The sequence below is a fragment of the Pseudomonas sp. FW215-R2 genome (assembly GCF_058789255.1).
Window position 1 is genome coordinate 38,067 of the sequence record NZ_JBYTBO010000021.1, and the last position, 23,811, is coordinate 61,877.

Here is a 23,811-nt window from a genome sequence, read left to right on the forward strand (position 1 = left end):
CTTTATCATGGCCGCAGTTTTGCTGATCGAGTCCGTCATGAAGTTCGCCATTGCGTTGTTTTCCGCCGCCCATGCGCCCTCCTCGCGCCGCGCCCTGCTGTTTGCTCAGGCCGCGCTGGCCGGCGGGCATGAAATCGTCCGGCTGTTTTTCTATCAGGACGGTGTCTACAACGCGTCTGACGCCGTGGTCACGCCGCAGGACGAACTGGACCTGCCCAAACAGTGGCGAACGTTTATCACCGAACAAAACCTCGACGGTGTGGTGTGCATCGCCGCCGCTTTGCGCCGTGGCGTGTTGAATGCCGAGGAAGCCGGGCGTTATCAGCGTGATGCCGTGGCGGTCAGCGCACCGTGGGAATTGTCCGGCCTCGGCCAGTTGCATGACGCGGTTCAGGATGCCGACCGTCTGATCTGTTTCGGAGGCGCATGACATGGCCAAGTCCCTTCTGATTATCAGCCGTCAATCGCCGTGGTCCGGGCCCGGTGCCCGTGAAGCATTGGACATCGTGCTGGCCGGCGGTGCCTTCGATCTGCCGATCGGCCTGCTGTTTCTCGACGACGGTGTGTTGCAACTGGCCGCCGGGCAAAACGCCAAGGCCCTGCAACAGAAAGACCTGAGCGCCAACCTGCAAGCGTTGCCGATGTTCGGCGTCGAAGCGCTGTTCTACTGCGCCGACAGCGCCAGTGCTCGCGGCCTCGGCGATCGCTCGCTGGACGAGGCATTGCCCTTGGCCGCCGATGAAATCACCGCCCTCATTGACCGTTACGACCAGGTGATCACCCTCTGATGTCGACTTTGCATGTGTTGTCTCATTCCCCGTTCGGTGACGAACGCCTGACCAGTTGCCTGCGCCTGCTCGGTTCTGCCGACGCGCTGTTGCTATCTGGCGATGCTGCTTATGCGCTGCAACCCGGCACTGCGCCGTTCATTGCGCTGGAAACCCGTCGGGTGAAACTCTTCGTTCTGGCCGAAGACGCGCAAGCCCGCGCCGTGCAGGTTCCGGATTGGGCCGAAGCCATCGATTACCCGGCCTTCGTCGAACTGTCGATCCACCACGACAAGGTCAATTCCTGGCTATGAATGCGCTGACCGTCGGCGCCCGCGCCATTGAACTGGACAAGGACGGCTTCCTGGTCGACCTGAACGACTGGTCGGCCGAAGTCGCCAGCGCCCTCGCCGCTGCCGAAGACATCGAGCTGAGCGCCGAACACTGGGAAGTCCTCGAACTGCTGCGCAGCTTCTATGCCGAATTCCAGCTGTCCCCGGCCACCCGGCCGCTGATCAAATACACCGCGCTCAAGCTCGGCGCAGAGAAAGGCAACAGCCTGCACCTGAACCGACTGTTCAAAGGCACCCCTGCCAAACTCGCCGCGAAACTGGCGGGCCTGCCCAAACCGACGAATTGCCTATGACCGACTATCCAGCGCTGACCCTCGAAACGCCCGCCGAGCACCCGTTCGCCCAGTTCGTGCGCATCCTCGGCAAGGGCAAGCGCGGCGCCCGCGACCTGACCCGCGAGGAAGCCCGGGAAGCCATGGGCATGGTGCTCGACGAAGCCGTCGAAGAAACCCAGCTCGGCGCCTTCCTGATGCTGCTGCGGCACAAGGAAGAAAGCGCCGAGGAAATGGCCGGCTTCACCGAAGCCCTGCGTGAACGCTTGCAGGCGCCAGCACTGAAGGTCGATCTGGACTGGCCGACCTATGCCGGCAAGAAACGTCACCTGCCGTGGTATCTGCTGGCAGCCAAGTGCCTGGCACAGAACGGTTTGCGCATCTTCATGCACGGCGGTGGCGCGCACACCGCCGGGCGTTTGTATTCCGAACAACTGCTCGGTGAACTGAACATTCCGCTGTGCCGCAACTGGCAACAGGTCGGCGCGGCGCTGGACAACGGTGGCCTGGCGTTCATGCCACTGTTGGACTGGGCACCGCAGCTGCAGCGAATGATCGATCTGCGCAATACCCTCGGCCTGCGTTCGCCTATTCATTCGCTGGCGCGGATCCTCAATCCGTTGGGCGCGCGTTGCGGCTTGCAGAGTATTTTCCACCCCGGCTATCAGGCGGTGCACCGCGATGCCAGCGGTCTGCTCGGCGATACGGCGATCGTGATCAAGGGTGACGGCGGCGAAATCGAGATCAATCCGGATGCCGACAGCCACCTGTACGGCACCACCGGCGGCGAGAGTTGGGACGAGGAATGGCCGCAGTTGTCGGCGCAACGCCACGTCAAACCGGCGTCGCTGGATATCGAGCATCTGAAGGCCGTCTGGCGTGGCGACGTGGTCGACAGCTATCCGCAAATGGCCCTGATTTCGACCATGGCCCTGGCCCTGCGAGGCCTTGGCCAAAGTCGCGAACAAGCCTTCGAAACTGCCGAGCAATACTGGGCCGCACGGAACAAATCTATTTAACCGATCATTCACGCCCGATCTTTGCGCTTTTTGTTCGAACTCATCGGAATAGACTCGGCTCCAACGATTATTGGTTTCCGGAGTCTTGATCATGGGTTTACTCGTCGACGGCCGCTGGCAGGACAAGTGGTACGAAAGCAGCAAGGACGGCGCGTTCCAGCGCGAACAGGCGCAGCGTCGCAACTGGGTCACTCGCAACGGTGAGGCTGGCCCGAGCGGTGAAGGCGGTTTTGCCGCCGAGGCCGGGCGCTATCACCTCTACGTCTCCCTCGCCTGCCCTTGGGCGCATCGCACGCTGATCCTGCGCAAGCTCAAGGGCCTGGAAAGCCTGATCGATGTTTCGGTCGTCAGTTGGCTGATGCTGGAAAACGGCTGGACCTTCGACCAGAACCTCGGCTCGACCGGCGACAAACTCGACCACTTCGACTTCATGCACCAGCGCTACACCGCTGACACCGCCGACTACACCGGCCGCGTCACCGTACCGGTGCTGTGGGACAAAAAGCTCAAGCGCATCGTCAGCAACGAATCGGCGGAGATCATCCGCATGTTCAACAGCGCCTTCGACGACTTGACCGGCAACGATCTGGACTTCTATCCGGCGCCGTTGCGCGGTGAGATTGATGCGTTGAACGAGCGGATCTATCCCGCCGTGAACAACGGCGTGTATCGCGCCGGGTTTGCTACTTCGCAGAACGCCTATGAAGAGGCTTTCGATGATGTGTTTGCCGAACTCGATCATCTGGAGCAGCTGCTGGGCGCCAACCGTTATCTGACGGGTGAATACCTGACCGAGGCGGACGTGCGGTTGTTCACCACGCTGATTCGTTTCGACGCGGTGTATCACGGGCACTTCAAATGCAATCTGCGGCGGATCAGCGATTATCCGAACCTGTCGAACTGGCTGCGTGAGATGTACCAGTGGCCGGGCGTTGCCGAGACCGTGGATTTCCAGCACATCAAGAACCACTACTACGGCAGCCACAAGACCATCAACCCGACCGGGGTGGTGCCGAAGGGGCCGGAGCAGGATTTCAATGTGGCCCATGACCGGGACCGGTTGGGCGGGAAAGGGGTTTGGCGCAAAGGTTGAGAGCAGGATCGTTCCCACAGCGTGGGAACGATCACTTCAGAGTCGTCAGATTTGACCCTGAGCGCCCTCGAACCACGCCAGCTTCTCGCGCAGTTGCACCACTTCGCCGACGATCACCAGCGTCGGCGCATGGACTTCATGCTCCGCCACCAGACGCGGCAGGTCGGCCAGCGTGCCGGTGAAGACCCGCTGATTGACCGTGGTGCCCTGCTGGATCAGCGCTGCCGGGGTATCGGCCGCACGACCATGCTTGATCAACTGCTCGCAGATGATCGGCAACCCCACCAGGCCCATGTAGAACACCAACGTCTGCGCCGGCGCGACAAGGTCGGCCCACGGCAGATCGGTGGAACCGTCCTTCAAGTGCCCGGTGACGAAACGCACCGACTGCGCGTAATCACGATGGGTCAGCGGAATACCGGCATACGCCGCGCAACCGCTGGCCGCGGTGATGCCCGGCACCACCTGGAACGGGATGCCATGGGCCGCCAGTTCTTCGATCTCCTCGCCGCCACGGCCGAAGATGAACGGATCCCCGCCCTTCAACCGCACCACGCGCTTGCCAGCCTTGGCCAGATCCACCAGTTGCTGGTTGATCTGATCCTGCGGCACGGCGTGATCGGCGCGACGCTTGCCGACGTAAACCCGCTCTGCATCGCGACGGCACAGCTCAAGAATCGCCGGAGCGACCAAACGGTCATACAGCACCACATCGGCTTGCTGCATCAGGCGCAAGGCGCGGAAAGTCAGCAGATCCGGATCACCCGGCCCCGCGCCCACCAGATACACCTCGCCCGTGGCCACGGCCGCTTCGCCATCGATTTTCGCCTGCAACAGACGTTCGGCTTCAGCGCCCTGCCCGGCCAGCTGCCGGTCGGCAATCGGCCCCTGGAACACGTCTTCCCAGAAGGCACGACGCTGCTGCACATCGGGAAACAGGTTTTTGACCTGATTGCGAAAACGTGCGGCCAGACCGGCCAGATGGCCGTAGGTCGAAGGAATCCAGGTTTCGATCTTGGCGCGAATCAGCCGGGCCAGCACCGGCGCATCGCCGCCGCTGGAGACCGCAATGATCAGCGGCGAACGATCAACGATCGCCGGGAAGATCACGCTGCACAGCGCCGGCGCATCCACCACGTTGACCGGCACGCAGCGCCGATGAGCATCGGCGGAAACTTGCGCGTTCAAGGCTTCATCGTCGGTGGCGGCAATGATCAGCCCGCAACCGTCCAGATCCGTTTCAACGTAACCGCGCGACAGACACTCGCCACCGCTGGCGGCAACCAGTTCGCGCAGTTGCGCTTCGATTTCAGGTGCGACCACCCGCAGCAGCGCACCGGCATCGGCCAGCAGGCGGGATTTGCGCAAGGCAATTTCCCCACCGCCGACGACCAACACACGACTGCCGCGCAGGTTGTGAAACAGCGGCAGATATTTCATTTAGCCGATGACCTCAAGGCCACCCATGTACGGCTTCAGCACGTCCGGCACACGGATCGAACCGTCGGCCTGCTGGTAGTTTTCCAGCACGGCTACCAGGGTACGACCGACCGCCAGACCCGAACCGTTCAGGGTGTGTACCAGCTCAGGTTTGCCGGTTTCCGGGTTACGGAAACGCGCCTGCATGCGGCGGGCCTGGAAGTCGCCGCAGTTGGAGCACGACGAGATTTCACGGTATTTGTCCTGGCTCGGAATCCACACTTCCAGGTCGTAAGTCTTGACCGCGCTGAAGCCCATGTCGCCGGTGCACAGCGCCAGGGTACGGTAAGGCAGACCCAGCAGTTGCAGGACTTTCTCGGCGTTGGCGGTCAGGCTTTCCAGCGCGTCCATCGACGTCGACGGCTCGACGATCTGCACCATCTCGACCTTGTCGAACTGGTGCTGGCGGATCATGCCGCGAGTGTCACGACCCGACGCGCCGGCTTCGCTGCGAAAGCACGGGGTGTGGGCGACGAACTTGATCGGCAGCTGCTTCGAATCGACGATTTCACCGGCGACGATGTTGGTCAGCGACACTTCGGCGGTCGGGATCAGGTACAGATCGGCTTCGCCTTCGCGAGCGATCTTGAACAGGTCTTCTTCGAACTTCGGCAGTTGACCGGTGCCTTGCAGCGCCGGGGCCTGAACCAGATAAGGCGTGTAAGCCTCTTCGTAGCCGTGCTCGGTGACGTGCAGGTTGATCATGAACTGCGCCAGTGCGCGATGCAGACGGGCAATCGGGCCACGCAGCAGCGCGAAACGCGCACCGGACAGCTTGGCAGCGGTTTCGAAGTCGAGCCAGCCGAACTTCTCGCCCAGGGCCACGTGATCCTGAACCGGGAAATCGAAGGCCGTCGGAGCGCCCCAGCGGCGGACTTCGACGTTGCCGTCTTCGTCTTCGCCAACCGGTACCGATTCGTGCGGCAGGTTCGGAATGCCCAGCAGGATCGAATCCAGTTCGGTCTGGATCGCGTCCAGCTCGACTTTACCGGCGCTCAGTTCGCCCGCCATGCGCTCGACGTCCGCCATCAGCGGCGCGATGTCTTCGCCGCGCTGCTTGGCCTGACCGATGGATTTGGAACGCGCGTTACGCTCAGCCTGCAGTGCTTCGGTGCGGGTCTGGACGGTCTTGCGCTGTTCTTCCAGCGCTTCGATGCGCGCGACATCCAGGGCAAAGCCACGGGAAGCCAGGCGGTCCGCTACGTCCTGGAGGTTGCTACGTAACAGTTTGGAATCGAGCATGTCGGTTTCTCGTTATCAAAGTTTGGTCAAAGTCAGGCCAGCCCAGGTCGCGAGCAGGCCGCCGAACACGCTGATGCCCAGATAACCGAAGGCTATCAGGGCCTGTCCGCTTTCCAGCAAACGCAGCGTATCCAGTGAAAAGGATGAAAACGTCGTCAGACCGCCGACAAAACCGACGATCAGACCGGCGCGGATTTCGATCGGCACTTCCGGCCGGGTCAAAAACAGTCCGTACAGCAGGCCGATGATCAGACAGCCGACCAGATTGACCGCCAGCGTTGCCGCATAGAAATGCCGGGGCCAATTGGCGCTGACCCAATTGCCAGCCGCGAAACGCAGTAATGTACCAGCGATGCCCGCCACGGACACCGCAAGAATCGTTCGAATCACTATTTTCTCCGCTGCCGGGGGCTTAAACGATCGAGTTTGGCGAGGTGGTTGAGCTTCTCGCCAATCTTCAGTTCCAGGCCACGGGGCACCGGTTGGTAGAACGGGATGGGGTCGAGCTCTTCCGGAAAGTAGTCTTCGCCGGCCGCGTAGGCGTCCGGTTCATCGTGGGCATAGCGGTATTCGTCGCCATAACCCAATTGTTTCATCAACTTGGTCGGTGCGTTGCGCAGGTGCAGCGGCACTTCCAGCGAGCCATGTTCGGCAGCGGCCCGCAATGCGGTCTTGAAGCCCATGTACACCGCGTTGCTTTTCGGCGCGCAAGCCAGATACGTAATAGCTTGAGCCACTGCCAACTCACCTTCCGGGCTGCCAAGTCGCTCCTGCACTTCCCACGCCGCCAGGCACAGACTCAGGGCGCGCGGGTCGGCATTGCCGATGTCTTCGCTAGCCATGCGCACCACGCGGCGGGCCAGATATAGCGGATCGCAGCCGCCGTCGATCATCCGCGCAAACCAGTACAACGCGCCGTCCGGATTGGAGCCGCGCACCGATTTGTGCAGCGCGGAAATCTGGTCGTAGAACGCTTCGCCGCCCTTGTCGAAACGCCGACGCGTGTCGCCAAGCAGGCTTTGCAGCAGCTCGGTGCCCATCTCGCTGTTGTCTTCGGCGAGGTCCGAAGCGTTCTCCAGCAGATTGAGCAAGCGCCGGCCATCGCCGTCGGCGGCGGACAGCAGCATCTGGAAGCCTTCATCGCTGAGGGTCAGATTGCGCTTGCCCAGGCCGCGTTCTTCGGTGAGTGCGCGGTGCACCAGTTTGCGCAACGCCGCCTCGTCGAGGCTCTTGAGTACGTAGACCCGGGCCCGCGACAGCAGCGCGTTGTTCAATTCGAAGGAGGGGTTTTCGGTGGTCGCCCCGATGAAGATCAGCGTGCCATCTTCAACGTAAGGCAGAAAAGCGTCCTGCTGGGACTTGTTGAAGCGGTGAACTTCGTCGACAAACAGGATCGTGCGCTTGCCGTACTGGCCGGCCTGCTGCTTGGCGATTTCCACCGCCTGACGGATCTCTTTTACCCCGGCCAATACGGCCGAAACCGTTTCGAAGTGCGCATCCGAGACTTCCGCCAGCAGCCGCGCCAGGGTGGTCTTGCCCACGCCCGGCGGGCCCCAGAAGATCATCGAATGCAGGGCACCCTGCTCCAGCGCTTCGCGCAGTGGTTTGCCGCGAGCGAGCACGTGTTCCTGACCGACGTACTCATCCAGATTGGTCGCCCGCAAACGGGCGGCCAGCGGCTGGGCAATCGGTGCACTGCGAAACAGATCCATCACGTACCGTTGAAACCTCTGTGTTTATTCCTGGATCACATCGGCACCCTTCGGGATGTCGAACTTGAACTTCGAGGCCGGGACCGCTTCGTTGGCCTTCACCCCGGTGAACAGGATGTTGGTGCGCTGGCCGACGCTGTCGATCAGTTGCATGTCATTGACCAGACCGTTGCGGAACGACAGACGCAGGCTGTCGAACAGGGTGTCCTTGGTTTTCGGCTTCAGGGTGAAGTCGATCACGCCACCGGCTTCCTTGGCGCTGATATCGAAGCTCTGGCTGATCTTCGATACGTCACCGGACAGCAACAGGGCCGGGGTCTGGGTCAGGCGCTCATCGAGTTTCTTGATGGTGGCCTGTTCCAGGTCCGGGTCCCACAGGGTGACTTTCTTGCCGTCGGACACCATGGTCTGCTCGGCGGGGGCATTGGTGTGCCAGTAGAACAGGCCCGGACGCTGCAGGGTCATGTCGCCGGTGGTTTCCTGCAACTGGGTGCCGCTGCCGTCGAGAGTGAGCTGGGAGAAGTTCGCGGTCAGGGTCTTGGATGTTTCCAGCAATTGGGTCAGGCGTGCCACATCCTTGTCATCGGCGTGAGCCGTGAGGGTGGTCAGAGCCAGTACTGGCAGCAGCATGCGGATAAGACGCATGGGAGTCCTCTTGAATACTCGTGGGAAAGTGGACGGCGCTTCATGCACCGTCCTTTGCATGTGAATCAGGGTATCGAATCAGTCGCGCACCGGGCCAGGGGCCAGGACTTCGCGGGAACCGTTGGTGTTCATGGACGTCACGACCCCGGCCATTTCCATGGCTTCGATCATGCGCGCGGCACGGTTGTAACCGATCTTCAGCTTGCGCTGTACAGCGGAGATGGAGGCGCGGCGGCTTTCCAGTACAAACTGCACGGCTTCGTCGTACAGCGCGTCGGCTTCCGGATCATCGCCGTCACCGCCGCCGCTACTGCCTTCGAAACCACTGCCCGCCTCTTCGACACCGTTGAGGATGTCGTCGTTGTATTCCGGCGCACCGCGCAGCTTCCAGGCTTCCACCACCCGGTGAACTTCATCGTCGGACACGAAGGCGCCGTGAACCCGGATAGGCAGGCTGGTGCCCGGCGGCATGTAGAGCATGTCACCGTGGCCAAGCAGTTGTTCGGCACCACCCTGATCGATGATGGTCCGGGAGTCGATCTTGCTCGATACCTGGAACGCCATCCGCGTCGGGATGTTGGCCTTGATCAGACCGGTGATCACGTCCACCGACGGACGCTGGGTCGCAAGGATCAGGTGGATACCGGCGGCCCGCGCTTTCTGGGCGATACGGGCGATCAGTTCTTCAACCTTCTTGCCGACGATCATCATCATGTCGGCGAATTCGTCCACGACCACAACGATGGTCGGCAGCTTTTGCAACAGCGGCGCTTCGTCGTGGATGCTTTCGCGCTTGTACAGCGGATCGCTCAGCGGCTCGCCGGCGTCCTGGGCTTCCTTGACCTTGGCGTTGAAGCCGGACAGGTTTCGCACGCCCATCTTCGCCATCAGCTTGTAGCGACGTTCCATCTCGGCAACGCTCCAGCGCAGTGCGTTGGCGGCGTCCTTCATGTCGGTCACGACCGGGCACAGCAGATGCGGAATGCCTTCGTAGATCGACAGTTCCAACATCTTCGGGTCGATCATGATCAGCTTGGCGTCTTCCGGGCCGGACTTGAACAGGATCGACAGGATCATCGCGTTCACGCCTACCGACTTACCGGAACCGGTCGTACCGGCCACCAGCAAGTGAGGCATCTTCGCCAGGTCAGTAATGACCGGCTTGCCGCCGATGTCGTGGCCCAGGGCCAGGGTGACCGGCGACTTGAAGTTGTCGTACTCAGGGGTCGACAGCACTTCGGAGAAGCGCACGATCTGCCGGTCTTCGTTGGGAATCTCGATACCGACCGTGGTCTTGCCCGGAATCACCTCGACCACCCGCACGCTGGTCACGGCCAGCGAACGTGCAAGGTCTTTGGCCAGGTTGGCGATACGGCTGACCTTGACGCCAGCGGCTGGCTGGATTTCGTAACGGGTAATGACCGGGCCGGGATGGATCGAATCCACAGTGACTTCGACGCCGAACTCCTTGAGCTTGATCTCCAGCAAGTGGCCGACCGCCGCCAGGGACTCGGGCGAGTAGTTGAGCTGTTTCTTTTCCGCAGGATCGAGGATCGAGATCGGTGGCAAGGTGCCTTCCACGGCACTGTCGACGAACAGCGGCGCCTGCTTCTCTTTCTGCACGCGCTTGCTTGGCTCCGGCGCCTTGACCGGGGCCGGAGCGATGACCGGCGGAACCTGTTTCTCGCGCTCGGACATGTGCTTGCTCAGGGCCTGTTCACGCTCGATCAGACGTTCCTTGACCTTGGCCTGCTCGCGCTTGTCGGTGACTGTCGGGGCGACCACGTCGTGTACCCGGTCATCGACTTCACGCAATTGCGCGACCAGTTGCTTGCGCTCGGTCCGCGCCGACCACCAGCGGTTGACCGCGCCCTGGAACAGTTCGAACAGATCGAGGGTGATCTTGCCGGTAACGTCCATCACCTTGAACCACGACAGGTCGGTGAATACGGTCAGGCCGAACAGGAACAGCGCGATGAACAGCAATGTGCTGCCCTGAATGTTCAGGGCGTTGCGGGCCAGATCACCGAGGCTTTCACCCAGCGCGCCACCCGCACCGGCCGGCAACGCGGTGGCAGCATGGAAATGAATGTGCGCCAGCGCAGCGCCGGACAGCACCAGAAACACCAGGCCGATCAGGCGCCAGGAGAACAGCCAGCCGCTCCACTGCCAGGGTTCGTGGCGCTGACGGAAGATCTGATACGCCTTGATCGCCAGCAGCAACGGGAAGATGTACGCGAAGTAACCCAGCACCATGAACAGGATGTCGGCGCTGTAGGAGCCCGCCGGGCCGCCGAAATTCTGCACGTCGTCGATCTTGCTGTTGTGGCTCCAGCCCGGATCGTCCTTGCCGTAAGTCAGCAAGGCCATCATCAGGAACAGGCACAAGGCACCGATGGCGATCAATGCACCTTCCTTGAGTCGGTAGTGCAATTGCTGGCGCCAGAGCGGGACGACTGTTTTTGGTGCTGCGGTGGATTTCTTCAAAACGCTTCTTTTCCTGCGCCAGAGGCGCGTCCATCTATTGAATGACAATAAAAAACTGCCCAATCCAGGCAGGTAAAAAAATTGACGGGCACAACTGAGACTACTTTTAACACTGCGCCCCGTGTTTTATAAACACGGCACGCTGCGAATATTCTGTAACAGCCCGGCATTGTACGGGTTTGCGCGTGCGATGCCATGCTTCGAACTCCAGGTTCAAGCATAGCCAAGCAGACAAAACCTGCGACGCAATTTGAGCATGCATTGTCTTTTGTGACAAAGGCTTATGAGGTGTATTTGATGAACGTAGCGAAGCATCTACATCTGATCGTTCATGACGGCCAAATGCCCCCACTCGACGCCTTCCCGGACACCGTGCACATTCGCCCCCGACGCCCGTCTACGACCGCGTCCACCCGACCAAGTTGCAGCCGTGCAATCTTCGAACAGGTTCGGGGGGACATTCGCGCTTTTTACCGGCACACTTTGTAACGGGCCTCACCGCCCACTGCCCTCCCCTTCTGCAAGCCTGGACGCCATGCTGACTTGGTTACAACGCAATTCACTGACTTTCCCGCCACTGGAAAAGGCCATGCGCGATCCCAACGGATTGCTGGCGGCCGGCGGCGACCTGTCCGCCGATCGCTTGATCCAGGCCTATCGCCATGGCTGCTTTCCGTGGTTCTCCGAAGGCCAGCCCATCCTCTGGTGGTCGCCGGATCCGCGCACCGTGTTGTTTCCCGACGAACTGCATGTCTCGCGCAGCCTCGGCAAACTGCTGCGCCAGCAACGCTATCAAGTGACTTTCGATCAGGATTTCGAGGCGGTCATTCGCGCCTGCGCCGCACCACGGGATTACGCCGATGGCACCTGGATCACCCAGGCCATGCAGGACGCCTATGTCGAACTGCACCAGCGCGGCTTCGCCCATTCGGTAGAAGTGTGGGACCAGGGCGAACTGGTCGGCGGACTCTACGGCCTGGCGATGGGGCAACTATTTTTTGGCGAATCGATGTTCAGTCGCGCCGACAACGCCTCCAAGTACGGTTTTGCCACCCTGGTGCGACACTTGAAAGACTCGGGTTTCGTGCTGATCGACTGTCAGATGCCTACCGATCATCTGCACAGCCTCGGTGCCCGGGCGATCTCCCGCCCCGCATTTGCCGAATATCTGGCCCGGCACCTCGATCAACCCAACCTTGCCACCTGGGTTTGCTGAGCGACTTTTGCGCGCGTGGCTTACACTTAATTCACCAGCTTACCCCCGAGGGTTGATCATGACCGAGTTGGCGCGGTTGAAGTTTTATGCCACTCAGCCTCACTCTTGCAGTTATCTGCCCGAGGAGCAGGCCACGACCCTGTTTCTCGACCCGAGCCAGCCCATGGATGTGCATGTCTACGCAGACCTGTCGGAAATGGGCTTTCGTCGCAGCGGCGATCACCTGTACCGCCCGCATTGCCAGAACTGCAATGCCTGCGTGCCTGCGCGCATTCCGGTGGCGCAGTTCAACCCCAATCGGCAGCAAAAACGCATTTTCAAACGCAATGCCGACTTGCAGGTGCGCCCGGTCAAGCCTGGTTTCAGCGAAGAATATTTCGATCTTTATCAGCGTTACATCGAACAGCGCCATGCCGACGGCGATATGTACCCGCCGAGCCGTGATCAATTCTCGACTTTTCTGGTTCGCGACCTGCCCTTCTCACGCTTCTACGAGTTCCGGCTCGACGGACGGTTGCTGGCGGTCGCCGTCACCGACCTGCTGCCCAATGGCCTGTCGGCGGTCTACACCTTTTATGAACCAGAGGAAGAGCGCCGCAGCCTCGGGCGCTACGCCATCCTCTGGCAGATCGGCGAGGCCCAGCGGCTGGGGCTTGAAGCGGTGTACCTGGGTTACTGGATCAAAAACTGCAAAAAGATGAACTACAAGACCCAATATCGACCGATCGAACTGCTGATTAATCAGCGCTGGGTCATCCTGAACTGAATGCAAGCCCTAAACCCCTTGGCGTAAACCCCATTTTTCGGGCACAATGCACGCCGCTTTTGCCTGGCGCAGTTGCACCGGGCCATTCATTGGACACCGAGGGCTTTACTGCATGTCGAAAGAAGACAGCTTCGAAATGGAAGGCACTGTCGTCGACACCCTGCCCAACACCATGTTTCGTGTGGAGTTGGAAAATGGGCACGTCGTAACCGCGCATATCTCCGGCAAGATGCGCAAGAACTACATTCGTATTCTTACCGGTGACAAAGTGCGCGTCGAGCTGACGCCCTATGACTTGAGCAAAGGGCGTATTACTTACCGCGCTCGCTAATCAAGTCAATACAAGACGCCCGGCTTAATGCCGGGCGTTTTTGTTTGTCTGGGATTTGGCGCTTTGGGTTTGTGCTTGAGTTTTGGGTGTATATCCGTTGTCTCGGGTGCTGCCGCTGGCGGTTTCGCTCTTACAGCGAGTCACTTTTGACAAACGCCTCAAAAGTAACCAAAAAGTCTTGGCCCCGGCGTACGGCACTTCGCTTAGGCTCAGCGTTCCCTCGCTACGGTGTCCACCAGGGGGCATCGCCTACGGTTTGCTTCGCTGCACCTCCTCTCGATGTATGCGGCTTCGCCGCACGGCGCTGCGCGCCCACCCCCTGATGGACACCTCCGCTCGGCCTGCCGAAGGGGCAAAAAATCAAGAGCTACATCAAAAGCCAGATCAAGAGCCCCTCAATACTCAACACTCAACACGATGAGCGTTAGCTCGAGTAAAGCTTTTGATCTCAAGGCCCGTCGGCAGGCTGAGTGGAGGGATTGATCCGGGGTGGGAGCGCAGCGACCGTTTGGCGAAGCCAAACACATCGAGAGGAGGTGCAGCGAAGCAAACCGTAGGCGATGCCCCCGGATCAATCCCGGAGCGAAGGAACCCGAGCCACAGCGAGGGCCGAACGTCAGGGCATAGACCTTTTGGTTACTTTTGGGGCGTTTGCCAAAAGTGACCCGCCGTAAGGACGGAACCCTAAGCGGCCATAACCGCAGCAACGGATATTCACACCAAACAAACAGACAACAAAAAGGCGCCCGAAGGCGCCTTTTCACTTCACAGCCGTCAGGCCATTTCCGCCGTAGTCTCGAAGTCAAACGTCAGCTCACCATCCTTGATGTCGATGTGAACCACACCGCCATGCTCGGCCAGCTCGCCAAACAGAATCTCCTCCGCCAGCGGACGCTTGATCTTGTCCTGGATCAGACGCGCCATCGGACGAGCGCCCATGGCCGAATCGTAACCACCGGCCGCCAGCCAACTGCGCGCCGCATCGGTAACTTCCAGAAGCACACGCTTGTCTTCCAGCTGCGCCTGAAGTTCGGTGAGGAACTTGTCCACCACGCTTTTGATGACCTCATGACTGAGGCGACCAAACTGAATGATGGTATCCAGACGGTTGCGGAATTCCGGCGTGAAGCTCTTCTTGATCACTTCCATCGCATCGGACGAATGATCCTGATGAGTGAAACCGATCGAAGCACGCGCCGCCGTTTCAGCACCGGCATTGGTGGTCATGATCACGATCACATTGCGGAAGTCCGCCTTGCGCCCGTTGTTATCGGTCAGCGTGCCGTGGTCCATCACCTGCAGCAGCAGGTTGAAGACTTCCGGATGCGCCTTCTCGATTTCGTCGAGCAGCAACACGCAATGCGGCTGCTTGGTGATCGCTTCGGTCAGCAGACCGCCCTGGTCGAAACCGACATAACCCGGAGGCGCACCGATCAGACGCGATACGGTGTGGCGCTCCATGTACTCGGACATGTCGAAGCGAACCAGTTCAATCCCAAGAGCCTTGGCCAATTGGCGCGCAGCCTCGGTTTTACCGACACCGGTAGGCCCGGCGAACAGGAACGAACCGACTGGTTTGTCCGGCGACTTGAGGCCGGCACGGGACAGTTTGATCGCAGTCGACAGCGAATCGATCGCCGCGTCCTGACCAAACACCGTCAGCTTCAGGTCGCGCTCGAGGTTACGCAGCAGTTCCTTGTCGGAACTGGTGACGTGCTTCGGCGGAATCCGCGCGATCTTCGCCACGATGTCCTCGACCTGCGGCACTTCGATGCGCTTCACACGCTTCTCGACCGGTTGCAGACGCTGATAGGCGCCCGCCTCGTCGATCACATCGATGGCCTTGTCCGGCATATGCCGGTCATTGATGTAGCGCGAAGCCAGTTCTGCAGCGGCGCGCAACGACTCATCGCTGTATTCGATGTTGTGGTGCTGCTCGAAACGCCCTTTCAGGCCGCGCAGGATACCGATGGTGTCTTCCACCGATGGCTCGACCACATCGACCTTCTGGAAGCGACGTGCCAGGGCACGGTCTTTTTCGAAGATGCCACGGAATTCCTGGAACGTAGTCGAACCGATGCAGCGAATGTCGCCAGACGACAGCAGCGGTTTGAGCAGGTTCGAGGCATCCATGACGCCACCCGACGCCGCACCCGCACCGATGATGGTGTGGATCTCGTCGATGAACAGGATCGCCTGCGGACGTTTTTTCAGTTCGTTGAGCAACGCCTTGAAGCGCTTCTCGAAATCACCGCGATACTTGGTGCCTGCGAGCAAGGCGCCCAGATCAAGGGAATAAACGACGCTGTTGGCCAGCAGGTCCGGCACCTGGTTGTCGACAATGCGCTTGGCAAGGCCTTCGGCAATCGCGGTTTTACCCACGCCCGCCTCGCCCACCAGCAGCGGATTGTTCTTGCGACGACGCGCGAGAATTTGCGCGACACGCTCGACTTCCGTTTCACGCCCGACCAGCGGATCGATCCGGCCCTGACGTGCGAGTTCGTTGAGATTGCTGGCATAAGCATCCAGCGGATTGCCTGAAGAAGAAGACTCACCGCCCTCGTCGTCCTGCATATCTTGTTCACCTTCAGAGTGATCGCCATGCCCCGGCACCTTGGAAATGCCATGGGCGATATAGTTGACGACATCAATGCGTGCAACGCTCTGCTGTTTCAGCAGGAACACCGCCTGACTCTCTTGCTCACTGAAGATTGCAACCAGCACGTTGGCGCCAGTCACTTCGCGTTTGCCCGAGCTCTGCACATGAAAGACAGCACGTTGCAGCACACGCTGGAAGCCCAGGGTTGGCTGGGTTTCGCGATCTTCGTCATGGACGGGGATCAGCGGCGTGGTGGAGTCGATGAACTCCTGCAGGTCGTGCTTGAGTTTGTCGAGGTTTGCGCCGCAGGCACGCAATACGGTGGCGGCAGCCTCATTGTCCAATAGGGCCAGCAGCAGGTGTTCGACGGTCATGAACTCATGACGCTTCGAACGTGCCTCCTTGAAGGCAAGATTGAGGGTGACTTCGAGCTCGCGGTTTAACATAGCTTCACCTCATACCCAAGTGGTCGGCGATTAACCGTCCTTCTCGATTTCACAGAGTAGCGGATGCTGGCTTTCCCTGGCGTACTGGTTGACCTGCATGGCCTTTGTCTCGGCGATGTCGCGGGTAAACACTCCACATACTGCCCGTCCTTCTGTGTGGACGGCCAGCATGACCTTGGTCGCCAGCTCGCGATTCAGGTTAAAAAACACCTCGAGCACTTCGACGACGAAATCCATCGGTGTGTAGTCATCATTAAACAAAACCACCTTGTACATCGGCGGCGCCTGTAACGCAGGCTTTGCTTCCTGAACAGCAATACCCGCTGAATCGTCGTCGTGTAAATCAGGGCGATCCTGATTGAATGTTAGTCGAATCTGGCTGATTGCATGCATGGAAAGAAAGGTTCGTCAGTTGTGCAAATACAGTGGTGGGGGCGGCTTGACACGTTTTCAACTCCGACTGCCCGGTCACCTTGACTATCGGGAAAACGGTGTTACAACCAATAGAACCCACAGTGGGTAAAAAAGATCCGCGGAGTCAATCTTTTTAACGGATTCGACTGCGGATGAATTGGATGATACTCCAGCGATGGAGACTGTTGCAGAGGGATTTGAGCATGGCTGTCGGCAAGGTGAAATGGTTCAACAATGCCAAGGGGTTCGGTTTCATCAATACCGAATCCCGCGAGGGGAAGGACGAGGACGGCAAGGAAATCGATTTCTTTGCACACTACTCCGCCATTGAGATGGACGGGTACAAAACCCTCAAAGCCGGGCAAATCGTCAAATTCGATATCGTGCAAGGCCCCAAAGGGCTGCACGCCACAAAAATTCAGAATGCCGAGCCTGCGAAAGATACCGTCTCGGCCGCCGCGCAGCATCAATCAGTGACCAGCTGAAGCGACCAGAACACCTGCCAGAAAACAAACCGCCCGGCTCGATCACTCAAGCCGGGCGGTTTCGTTGCAGCGGTCTTTCTTACATGTGTTTGATGATCGCCTCACCGAAGCCCGAAGAAGACACCAGCGTGGCGCCTTCCATCAGACGTTCGAAGTCGTAGGTCACGGTCTTGGCCTTGATCGCGCCATTGGTGCCCTTGATGATCAGGTCAGCCGCCTCGGTCCAGCCCAGGTGGCGCAACATCATCTCGGCCGACAGAATCACCGAACCCGGGTTGACCTGGTCCTTGCCGGCATATTTCGGCGCGGTACCGTGGGTCGCCTCGAACATGGCCACGGTGTCGGACAGGTTGGCACCCGGCGCGATACCGATACCGCCCACTTCCGCCGCCAGGGCGTCGGACAGGTAGTCACCGTTGAGGTTGAGGGTGGCGATCACATCGTATTCGGCCGGACGCAGCAGGATCTGCTGGAGCATGGCGTCGGCAATGGCGTCCTTGACGATGACTTCACGGCCGGTTTTCGGGTTCTTGAATTTCATCCATGGGCCGCCATCGAGCAGCTCGGCGCCGAATTCTTCCTTCGCCACCTCGTAGCCCCAGTCCTTGAAGGCACCTTCGGTGAATTTCATGATGTTGCCCTTGTGCACGATGGTCAGCGACTTGCGGTCGTTGTCCACCACGTATTGCAGGGCCTTGCGCACCAGACGTTTGGTGCCTTCTTTCGAAACAGGCTTGATGCCGATACCGCAATCCTGGTCAAAACGGATCTTGGTGACGCCCATTTCTTCTTTCAGGAACTTGATGACCTTGGTGGCTTCAGGAGAGCCGGCCTTCCATTCGATACCGGCATAGATGTCTTCGGAGTTCTCGCGGAAGATCACCATATCGACGTCGCCAGGCTTTTTCACCGGGCTCGGTACGCCTTCGAACCACACCACAGGGCGCAGGCAGACATAGAGATCGAGTTGCTGACGCAGGGCAACGTTGAGGGAGCGGATGCCGCCACCGACCGGGGTGGTCAGCGGGCCCTTGATGGAAACGACGTAATCCTTGACGGCGTCCAGGGTTTCCTGGGGCAGCCAGGTGTCCTGGTCATAGACTTGAGTTGCCTTTTCGCCAGCATAAACCTCCATCCAGGAAATCTTGCGCTTGCCCCCGTAGGCCTTGGCCACGGCAGCATCAACCACTTTGATCATCACAGGGCTGACGTCGACGCCAATGCCGTCACCTTCAATGAAGGGAATGATCGGGTTATCAGGGACATTGAGAGAATGGTCTGCGTTGACGGTGATTTTGTCGCCGACGGCTGGAACCTGAATCTTCTTGTAACCCATGCTGAACTCCATTGTTTGGATTGAACATCTGGCTTGGTTCGAGCGTAACCCAGTTGAATCAACACGCAAACCCTCTGTTCCGGGCGCGGCCACATCTCGTTTCGTACAAGCCTGAAAGCAAAGGGAAAAGCGCCAATCTCAAGCATTCACGGCGACTCTACGCCCCACCCCGGCCTGCGACCTTTAGACCAATGGACGAGAATCGTTGCATATGAACCATCGGCAGATTGCCAGCTACCTATGTATAATGCCGCCCGCTGACCAAAGGGTCACGACGGCTGGCCTCTCTAGCACGAGACTTTCCGCCTGATTGGTTGAACTGTTACCGCAGTCCGACTGCTTGACGCTCTACTGATGCACCCAACATCACCGCGAAGAATCTCGACATTCGGTTCATGGATGACTTTGAACGAACGCGCTTACCCGGCGCCCCTCGAGTTTCTGCGCACGCTTTAGCAAAGAAGAGAGAGTTAATCCGAATATGCCCACCCGCTCGAAGATCATCTATACCTTCACCGACGAAGCTCCAGCCCTCGCCACCTATTCCCTGCTGCCGATCATCGAGGCTTACACCGCCTCGGCCGATATCGCCGTGGAAACCCGCGATATCTCTCTTGCAGCACGTATTCTGGCCAGCTTCCCCGAGCAACTGGGCGACAAAGCCGTAGCCGACCACCTCGCCGAACTGGGCGACCTGGCCGTTACGCCTGAAGCCAACATCATCAAGCTGCCGAACATCAGCGCTTCGGCTCCGCAACTGCAAGCCGCTATCAAAGAGCTGCAAGCCCAGGGCTACGACCTGCCGGACTACCCGGAAACCGTGACCAGCGACGCCGACAAAGACACCAAGGCGCGTTACGACAAGGTCAAGGGCAGCGCCGTGAACCCGGTTCTGCGTGAAGGCAACTCCGACCGTCGTGCTCCGCTGTCGGTCAAGAACTACGCTCGCAAGCACCCGCACAAAATGGGCGCCTGGGCCAAAGACTCCAAGTCCCACGTCGCTCACATGAGCACCGGCGATTTCTACGGCAGCGAAAAAGCCGCCCTGATCGACGCCGCTGACGCCGTGAAGATCGAACTGATCGCCAAAGACGGCACCGCGACCGTCCTGAAAGAAAAAACCACCGTTCAGGCGGGCGAGATCCTCGACTGCTCCGTAATGAGCAAAAAGGCCCTGCGCGCGTTCATCGCCGCTGAAATCGACAGCGCCAAGCAACAAGGCGTGCTGCTGTCGGTTCACCTGAAAGCCACCATGATGAAGGTCTCCGACCCGATCATGTTCGGCCAGATCGTTGCCGAGTTCTACAAAGACGCCCTGACCAAGCACGCCGACGTGCTGGCCGAGATCGGCTTCAACCTGAACAACGGCATCGGCGACCTGTACGCCCGCATCAAAGCGCTGCCGGCCGAGCAACAAGCTCAGATCGAAGCTGACATTCAAACGGTCTACGCCGTTCGTCCGTCGCTGGCGATGGTCAACTCCGACAAAGGCATCACCAACCTGCACGTGCCGAGCGACGTTATCGTCGACGCCTCGATGCCGGCCATGATCCGTGACTCCGGCAAGATGTGGGGCACTGACGGCCAGTTGCACGACACCAAGGCCGTGATCCCGGATCGTTGCTACGCCACCATCTACCAGGCCGTGATCGAAGATTGCAAAGCCAATGGCGCTTTCGATCCGACCACCATGGGCAGCGTGCCAAACGTTGGCCTGATGGCTAAGAAGGCCGAAGAGTACGGCTCCCACGACAAGACCTTCCAGATCAAGGCCGATGGCGTGGTTCGCGTGACCGACAGCAAAGGCACCCTGCTGATGGAACAGGCTGTTGAAGCCGGCGACATCTTCCGCATGTGCCAGACCAAAGACGCGCCGATCCAGGACTGGGTCAAACTGGCCGTCAACCGTGCTCGCGCAAGCAGCACTCCGGCCATTTTCTGGCTGGACCCGATGCGCGCCCACGATGGCGTGGTGATCGAGAAGGTTCAGGCTTACCTGAAGAATCACGACACCGCCGGTCTGGACATCCAGATCATGGCGCCGGTCGACGCAATGAAGTACACCCTGCAGCGCACCCGCGACGGCAAGGACACCATTTCGGTGACCGGCAACGTACTGCGTGACTACCTGACCGACCTGTTCCCGATCATGGAACTGGGCACCAGCGCCAAGATGCTGTCGATCGTGCCGCTGATGAACGGCGGTGGCCTGTTCGAAACCGGCGCTGGCGGTTCGGCTCCGAAGCACGTGCAGCAACTGGTCGAAGAGAACTTCCTGCGCTGGGATTCGCTGGGTGAATTCCTGGCCCTGGCCGCTTCTCTCGAGCACCTGGGTGTGAACTACAACAACCCGAAAGCGCTGGTTCTGTCCAAGACCCTGGACCAGGCCACTGGCCAGTTCCTGGACAACAACAAGTCGCCATCGCGCAAAGTCGGCAACATCGACAACCGCGGCAGCCACTTCTACCTGGCAATGTACTGGGCACAAGCCCTGGCCGCCCAGACCGAAGACGCTGCACTGCAAGCGCAGTTCGCGACCCTGGCCAAGACCCTGACCGAGAACGAAGCGACCATCGTTGCCGAGCTCAACGCCGTTCAAGGCAAGCCAGTGGACATCGGCGGTTACTACCACGCCAATGCCGAGCTGATCAGCAAGGCCATGCGCCCAAGCGCAACCCTCAACGCGGCCATCGCTGCGCTGGTATAAGGTTGTAAAGGGAACATCACAAACCCCGGCCTCGTGCCGGGGTTTGTGTTTCCGCCTTCCGCCCAGGAGATTCAATTCATGCAATGGCTCCCCCACATCACCGTCGCCACCATCGTCGAGGACAACGGTCGCTTCCTGATGGTCGAGGAACACAAGGCTGGCCGTAACGTGCTCAATCAGCCCGCCGGTCATCTGGATCCGGACGAAACCCTGATCGAAGCCGCCGTGCGCGAAACCCTCGAAGAAACCGGCTGGGACGTCGAACCCACCAGCGTGATCGGCATTTATCTGTACACCGCACCCAGCAACGGCGTGACTTACCAGCGCGTGTGCTTCAGCGCCAAAGCCGTGAAACACCACCCGGATTATCAGCTGGACGACGGTATCGTCGGCGCCAAGTGGCTGACCCGCGACGAATTATTGGCCCAGCGCGATCACTGGCGCAGCGAGCTGATTATCCGCTGCATCGATGATTATCTGGCCGGCAATCGCTTCGGCCTCGAACTGATCCGCCCTTCCCTTTAGCCTTGAGGCCGTGAGCCTGATAGAATCGCGTCCTTTTTCAAGACACTCATTGAATCCCTATGCGTGATCCAGCCCCTTCTGACACATCCAAGAAGCGCGTCATTGTCGGCATGTCCGGCGGCGTGGACTCTTCCGTTTCCGCTCTCCTGCTGATCGAGCAGGGTTATGAGGTGGAAGGCCTGTTCATGAAGAACTGGGAAGAAGACGACGGAACGGAATACTGCACCGCCATGGACGACCTGGCGGATGCTCAGGCTGTGTGCGACAAGATCGGTATCAAGCTGCACACCGCCAACTTCGCCGCCGAGTACTGGGACAACGTGTTCGAGCATTTCCTGGCCGAATACAAGGCCGGACGCACGCCGAACCCGGACATCCTGTGCAACCGCGAGATCAAGTTCAAGGCGTTCCTCGACTACGCCATGATGCTCGGTGCCGACCTGATCGCCACCGGTCACTACGTGCGCCGCCGCGACATCGATGGTCGTACCGAACTGCTCAAGGGCCTGGACCCGAACAAGGACCAGAGCTACTTCCTGCACGCCGTCGGCGGCGAACAGATCGCCAAGACCCTGTTCCCGGTCGGCGAGCTGGAAAAACCGGAAGTCCGTGCAATCGCCGAGAAATACGAACTGGCGACCGCCAAGAAGAAGGATTCCACCGGGATCTGCTTCATCGGTGAGCGTCGTTTCAGCGATTTCCTCAAGCAATACCTGCCGGCGCAACCGGGCGAGATCAAGACCACCGAAGGCGAAGTCATTGGCCGTCACCACGGCTTGATGTACCACACCATCGGCCAGCGCCAGGGCCTGGGCATCGGCGGCTTGAAAGACGCCGGCGACGAGCCGTGGTACGTGCTGCGCAAGGATCTGGACACCAACGAGCTGATCGTCGGCCAGGGCAACAACCATCCGTGGCTGTTCTCCAGCGCCCTGCTCGCTTCGGAAATCTATTGGGTCAACCCGATCGATTTGAGCCAGCCGCTGCGCCTGACCGCCAAGGTTCGTTATCGCCAGAGCGATCAGGCCTGCACACTGGAAAAAACCGAGACCGGCTATCGCGCGGTGTTCGACGAGCCGCAACGCGCAGTCACGCCGGGCCAGTCGGTGGTGTTCTATGACGGAGAAATCTGCCTCGGTGGTGGCGTGATTGAAGTCGCCGAGCCGTGGAGCGGCCAGGCATGAGCCCGACTCAGGAGCAACTGACGGCTCTGGGCGGCGTGTTTCTCGCCGCCGTGCTGGTCGACCGGATCGCCAAGACCGGCCAGACCAACGAGGCCGGCCTGAGCTGCATGCTCGGCAGCCTGCTGGTTCGCGACCCGAAAGACACGCTGGACGTGTACGGCGGCGACGACATCAACCTGCGCGACGGTTATCGCGCATTGATCGGCGCCCTCGAACGCGACCCGAGCACCTTGCAGCGCGAGCCGTTGCGCTACGCTTTGTCGATGCTCGGCCTTGAGCGACAACTGGCCAAGCGCAACGACATGCTCGACGTGATCGGCAAGCGTCTGCCGCAGATCCAGTCGCAGGTCGAGCATTTCGGCCCAGCCCACGAAAACGTGATCGCCGCGTGCGGCGCGTTGTACCAGGACACTCTGAGCACCTTGCGTCAACGCATCCAGGTGCACGGCGACATGCGCAATCTTCAGCAGCCGAGCAACGCCTCAAAGATTCGCGCCCTGCTGCTCGCCGGCATCCGCTCGGCACGCCTGTGGCGTCAGCTGGGTGGTCATCGCTGGCAGTTGGTGATCAGCCGTCGCAAGTTGCTCAAAGAGCTTTACCCGCTGATGCGCAGCAGCTGAACCGCGCCCGCAACACCGTTTTGAGTCAGTAACGCGTAATACGCCGGTCAGTTGGCGACGGACCGGCGGATTTTTTCATGTATGATACGCGCCCCATTTCGTTGCCCGACTGT

At 59.9% G+C, this 23,811-nt stretch carries 23 protein-coding genes; 14 read left to right on the forward strand and 9 right to left on the reverse strand.

Annotation, left to right across the window (positions count from 1 at the left end; translation table 11 throughout):
- Positions 1 to 37: 37 nt before the first annotated feature.
- From tusD to AC3WRD_RS24255, 6 genes are all read left to right on the forward strand, one after another.
- Positions 38 to 430 carry a sulfurtransferase complex subunit TusD gene (tusD, locus tag AC3WRD_RS24230; protein WP_102622718.1) on the forward strand — a complete coding sequence of 131 codons (393 nt, stop codon included), beginning with the start codon at positions 38 to 40 and terminating at the stop codon, positions 428 to 430.
- Between the two features lies 1 nt (position 431).
- The gene (tusC, locus tag AC3WRD_RS24235) at positions 432 to 788 is read left to right on the forward strand and encodes a sulfurtransferase complex subunit TusC (protein ID WP_102622707.1); all 357 of its coding nucleotides are present in this window, start codon (positions 432 to 434) and stop codon (positions 786 to 788) included.
- Positions 788 to 1,081 (forward strand): sulfurtransferase complex subunit TusB, encoded by a 294-nt coding sequence (tusB, locus tag AC3WRD_RS24240; RefSeq protein WP_102622708.1) that lies wholly within the window; start codon positions 788 to 790, stop codon positions 1,079 to 1,081. The genes tusC and tusB overlap by 1 nt, the downstream gene beginning before the upstream one ends.
- Entirely contained in the window at positions 1,078 to 1,413 is a 336-nt protein-coding gene (locus tag AC3WRD_RS24245) for a TusE/DsrC/DsvC family sulfur relay protein (protein ID WP_085732133.1), read from the forward strand. Before tusB ends, AC3WRD_RS24245 begins: the two co-directional genes overlap by 4 nt.
- On the forward strand, positions 1,410 to 2,411 hold the full coding sequence (locus AC3WRD_RS24250; protein ID WP_102622709.1) for a glycosyl transferase family protein: 1,002 nt from the start codon (positions 1,410 to 1,412) through the stop codon (positions 2,409 to 2,411). Before AC3WRD_RS24245 ends, AC3WRD_RS24250 begins: the two co-directional genes overlap by 4 nt.
- A gap of 91 nt (positions 2,412 to 2,502) precedes the next feature.
- On the forward strand, positions 2,503 to 3,504 hold the full coding sequence (locus AC3WRD_RS24255) for a glutathione S-transferase family protein (RefSeq protein WP_102622710.1): 1,002 nt from the start codon (positions 2,503 to 2,505) through the stop codon (positions 3,502 to 3,504).
- Positions 3,505 to 3,549: 45 nt separating this feature from the next.
- Here AC3WRD_RS24255 and cysG read toward each other — a convergent pair whose 3' ends face one another.
- From cysG to AC3WRD_RS24285, 6 genes are all read right to left on the reverse strand, one after another.
- Entirely contained in the window at positions 3,550 to 4,944 is a 1,395-nt protein-coding gene (cysG, locus tag AC3WRD_RS24260; RefSeq protein ID WP_102622711.1) for a siroheme synthase CysG, read from the reverse strand.
- Positions 4,945 to 6,225 (reverse strand): serine--tRNA ligase, encoded by a 1,281-nt coding sequence (serS, locus tag AC3WRD_RS24265; RefSeq protein ID WP_102622712.1) that lies wholly within the window; start codon positions 6,223 to 6,225, stop codon positions 4,945 to 4,947. It abuts the gene before it with no gap.
- 15 nt (positions 6,226 to 6,240) lie between these two features.
- Positions 6,241 to 6,615, reverse strand: coding sequence for a fluoride efflux transporter CrcB (crcB, locus tag AC3WRD_RS24270; protein WP_096822646.1), 375 nt, complete (start codon positions 6,613 to 6,615; stop codon positions 6,241 to 6,243).
- Positions 6,615 to 7,937 carry a replication-associated recombination protein A gene (locus tag AC3WRD_RS24275; protein ID WP_102622713.1) on the reverse strand — a complete coding sequence of 441 codons (1,323 nt, stop codon included), beginning with the start codon at positions 7,935 to 7,937 and terminating at the stop codon, positions 6,615 to 6,617. Before AC3WRD_RS24275 ends, crcB begins: the two co-directional genes overlap by 1 nt.
- Before the next feature lie 24 nt (positions 7,938 to 7,961).
- Positions 7,962 to 8,582 carry an outer membrane lipoprotein periplasmic chaperone LolA gene (lolA, locus tag AC3WRD_RS24280; protein ID WP_007958184.1) on the reverse strand — a complete coding sequence of 207 codons (621 nt, stop codon included), beginning with the start codon at positions 8,580 to 8,582 and terminating at the stop codon, positions 7,962 to 7,964.
- Between the two features lie 78 nt (positions 8,583 to 8,660).
- Positions 8,661 to 11,069, reverse strand: coding sequence for a DNA translocase FtsK (locus AC3WRD_RS24285; RefSeq protein WP_102622714.1), 2,409 nt, complete (start codon positions 11,067 to 11,069; stop codon positions 8,661 to 8,663).
- 535 nt (positions 11,070 to 11,604) lie between these two features.
- Here AC3WRD_RS24285 and aat point away from each other — a divergent pair.
- The 3 genes from aat (at position 11,605) to infA (ending at position 13,382) form a co-directional block, all read left to right on the forward strand.
- Complete coding sequence (aat, locus tag AC3WRD_RS24290) at positions 11,605 to 12,285, forward strand: leucyl/phenylalanyl-tRNA--protein transferase (RefSeq protein ID WP_102622715.1); 681 nt, start codon at positions 11,605 to 11,607, stop codon at positions 12,283 to 12,285.
- Positions 12,286 to 12,343: 58 nt separating this feature from the next.
- Positions 12,344 to 13,051 (forward strand): arginyltransferase, encoded by a 708-nt coding sequence (locus tag AC3WRD_RS24295; protein WP_096822650.1) that lies wholly within the window; start codon positions 12,344 to 12,346, stop codon positions 13,049 to 13,051.
- Positions 13,052 to 13,163: 112 nt separating this feature from the next.
- The gene (gene infA, locus AC3WRD_RS24300) at positions 13,164 to 13,382 is read left to right on the forward strand and encodes a translation initiation factor IF-1 (RefSeq protein WP_002553999.1); all 219 of its coding nucleotides are present in this window, start codon (positions 13,164 to 13,166) and stop codon (positions 13,380 to 13,382) included.
- Positions 13,383 to 14,156: 774 nt separating this feature from the next.
- On the opposite strand, the gene clpA is transcribed toward infA, so the two are convergent.
- Complete coding sequence (clpA, locus tag AC3WRD_RS24305) at positions 14,157 to 16,427, reverse strand: ATP-dependent Clp protease ATP-binding subunit ClpA (RefSeq protein ID WP_085732141.1); 2,271 nt, start codon at positions 16,425 to 16,427, stop codon at positions 14,157 to 14,159.
- Positions 16,428 to 16,457: 30 nt separating this feature from the next.
- Positions 16,458 to 16,820 (reverse strand): ATP-dependent Clp protease adapter ClpS, encoded by a 363-nt coding sequence (gene clpS, locus AC3WRD_RS24310; RefSeq protein ID WP_015094394.1) that lies wholly within the window; start codon positions 16,818 to 16,820, stop codon positions 16,458 to 16,460.
- A gap of 224 nt (positions 16,821 to 17,044) precedes the next feature.
- Here clpS and AC3WRD_RS24315 point away from each other — a divergent pair, with 224 nt between their 5' ends.
- Positions 17,045 to 17,326 (forward strand): cold shock domain-containing protein, encoded by a 282-nt coding sequence (locus AC3WRD_RS24315; protein ID WP_096822254.1) that lies wholly within the window; start codon positions 17,045 to 17,047, stop codon positions 17,324 to 17,326.
- 79 nt (positions 17,327 to 17,405) lie between these two features.
- Here AC3WRD_RS24315 and icd read toward each other — a convergent pair whose 3' ends face one another.
- Positions 17,406 to 18,662 (reverse strand): NADP-dependent isocitrate dehydrogenase, encoded by a 1,257-nt coding sequence (gene icd / locus AC3WRD_RS24320; RefSeq protein ID WP_003223831.1) that lies wholly within the window; start codon positions 18,660 to 18,662, stop codon positions 17,406 to 17,408.
- A gap of 481 nt (positions 18,663 to 19,143) precedes the next feature.
- Here icd and AC3WRD_RS24325 point away from each other — a divergent pair, with 481 nt between their 5' ends.
- The 4 genes from AC3WRD_RS24325 (at position 19,144) to hflD (ending at position 23,698) form a co-directional block, all read left to right on the forward strand.
- Positions 19,144 to 21,369, forward strand: a complete 2,226-nt coding sequence (locus AC3WRD_RS24325) for an NADP-dependent isocitrate dehydrogenase (RefSeq protein WP_102622475.1) — start codon at positions 19,144 to 19,146, stop codon at positions 21,367 to 21,369.
- A 78-nt stretch (positions 21,370 to 21,447) separates the two neighbouring features.
- Complete coding sequence (locus tag AC3WRD_RS24330) at positions 21,448 to 21,894, forward strand: NUDIX hydrolase (RefSeq protein ID WP_096822256.1); 447 nt, start codon at positions 21,448 to 21,450, stop codon at positions 21,892 to 21,894.
- A 59-nt stretch (positions 21,895 to 21,953) separates the two neighbouring features.
- Positions 21,954 to 23,078 (forward strand): tRNA 2-thiouridine(34) synthase MnmA, encoded by a 1,125-nt coding sequence (gene mnmA / locus AC3WRD_RS24335; protein ID WP_074688946.1) that lies wholly within the window; start codon positions 21,954 to 21,956, stop codon positions 23,076 to 23,078.
- Complete coding sequence (hflD, locus tag AC3WRD_RS24340; protein WP_096822257.1) at positions 23,075 to 23,698, forward strand: high frequency lysogenization protein HflD; 624 nt, start codon at positions 23,075 to 23,077, stop codon at positions 23,696 to 23,698. The genes mnmA and hflD overlap by 4 nt, the downstream gene beginning before the upstream one ends.
- Positions 23,699 to 23,811 lie beyond the last annotated feature (113 nt).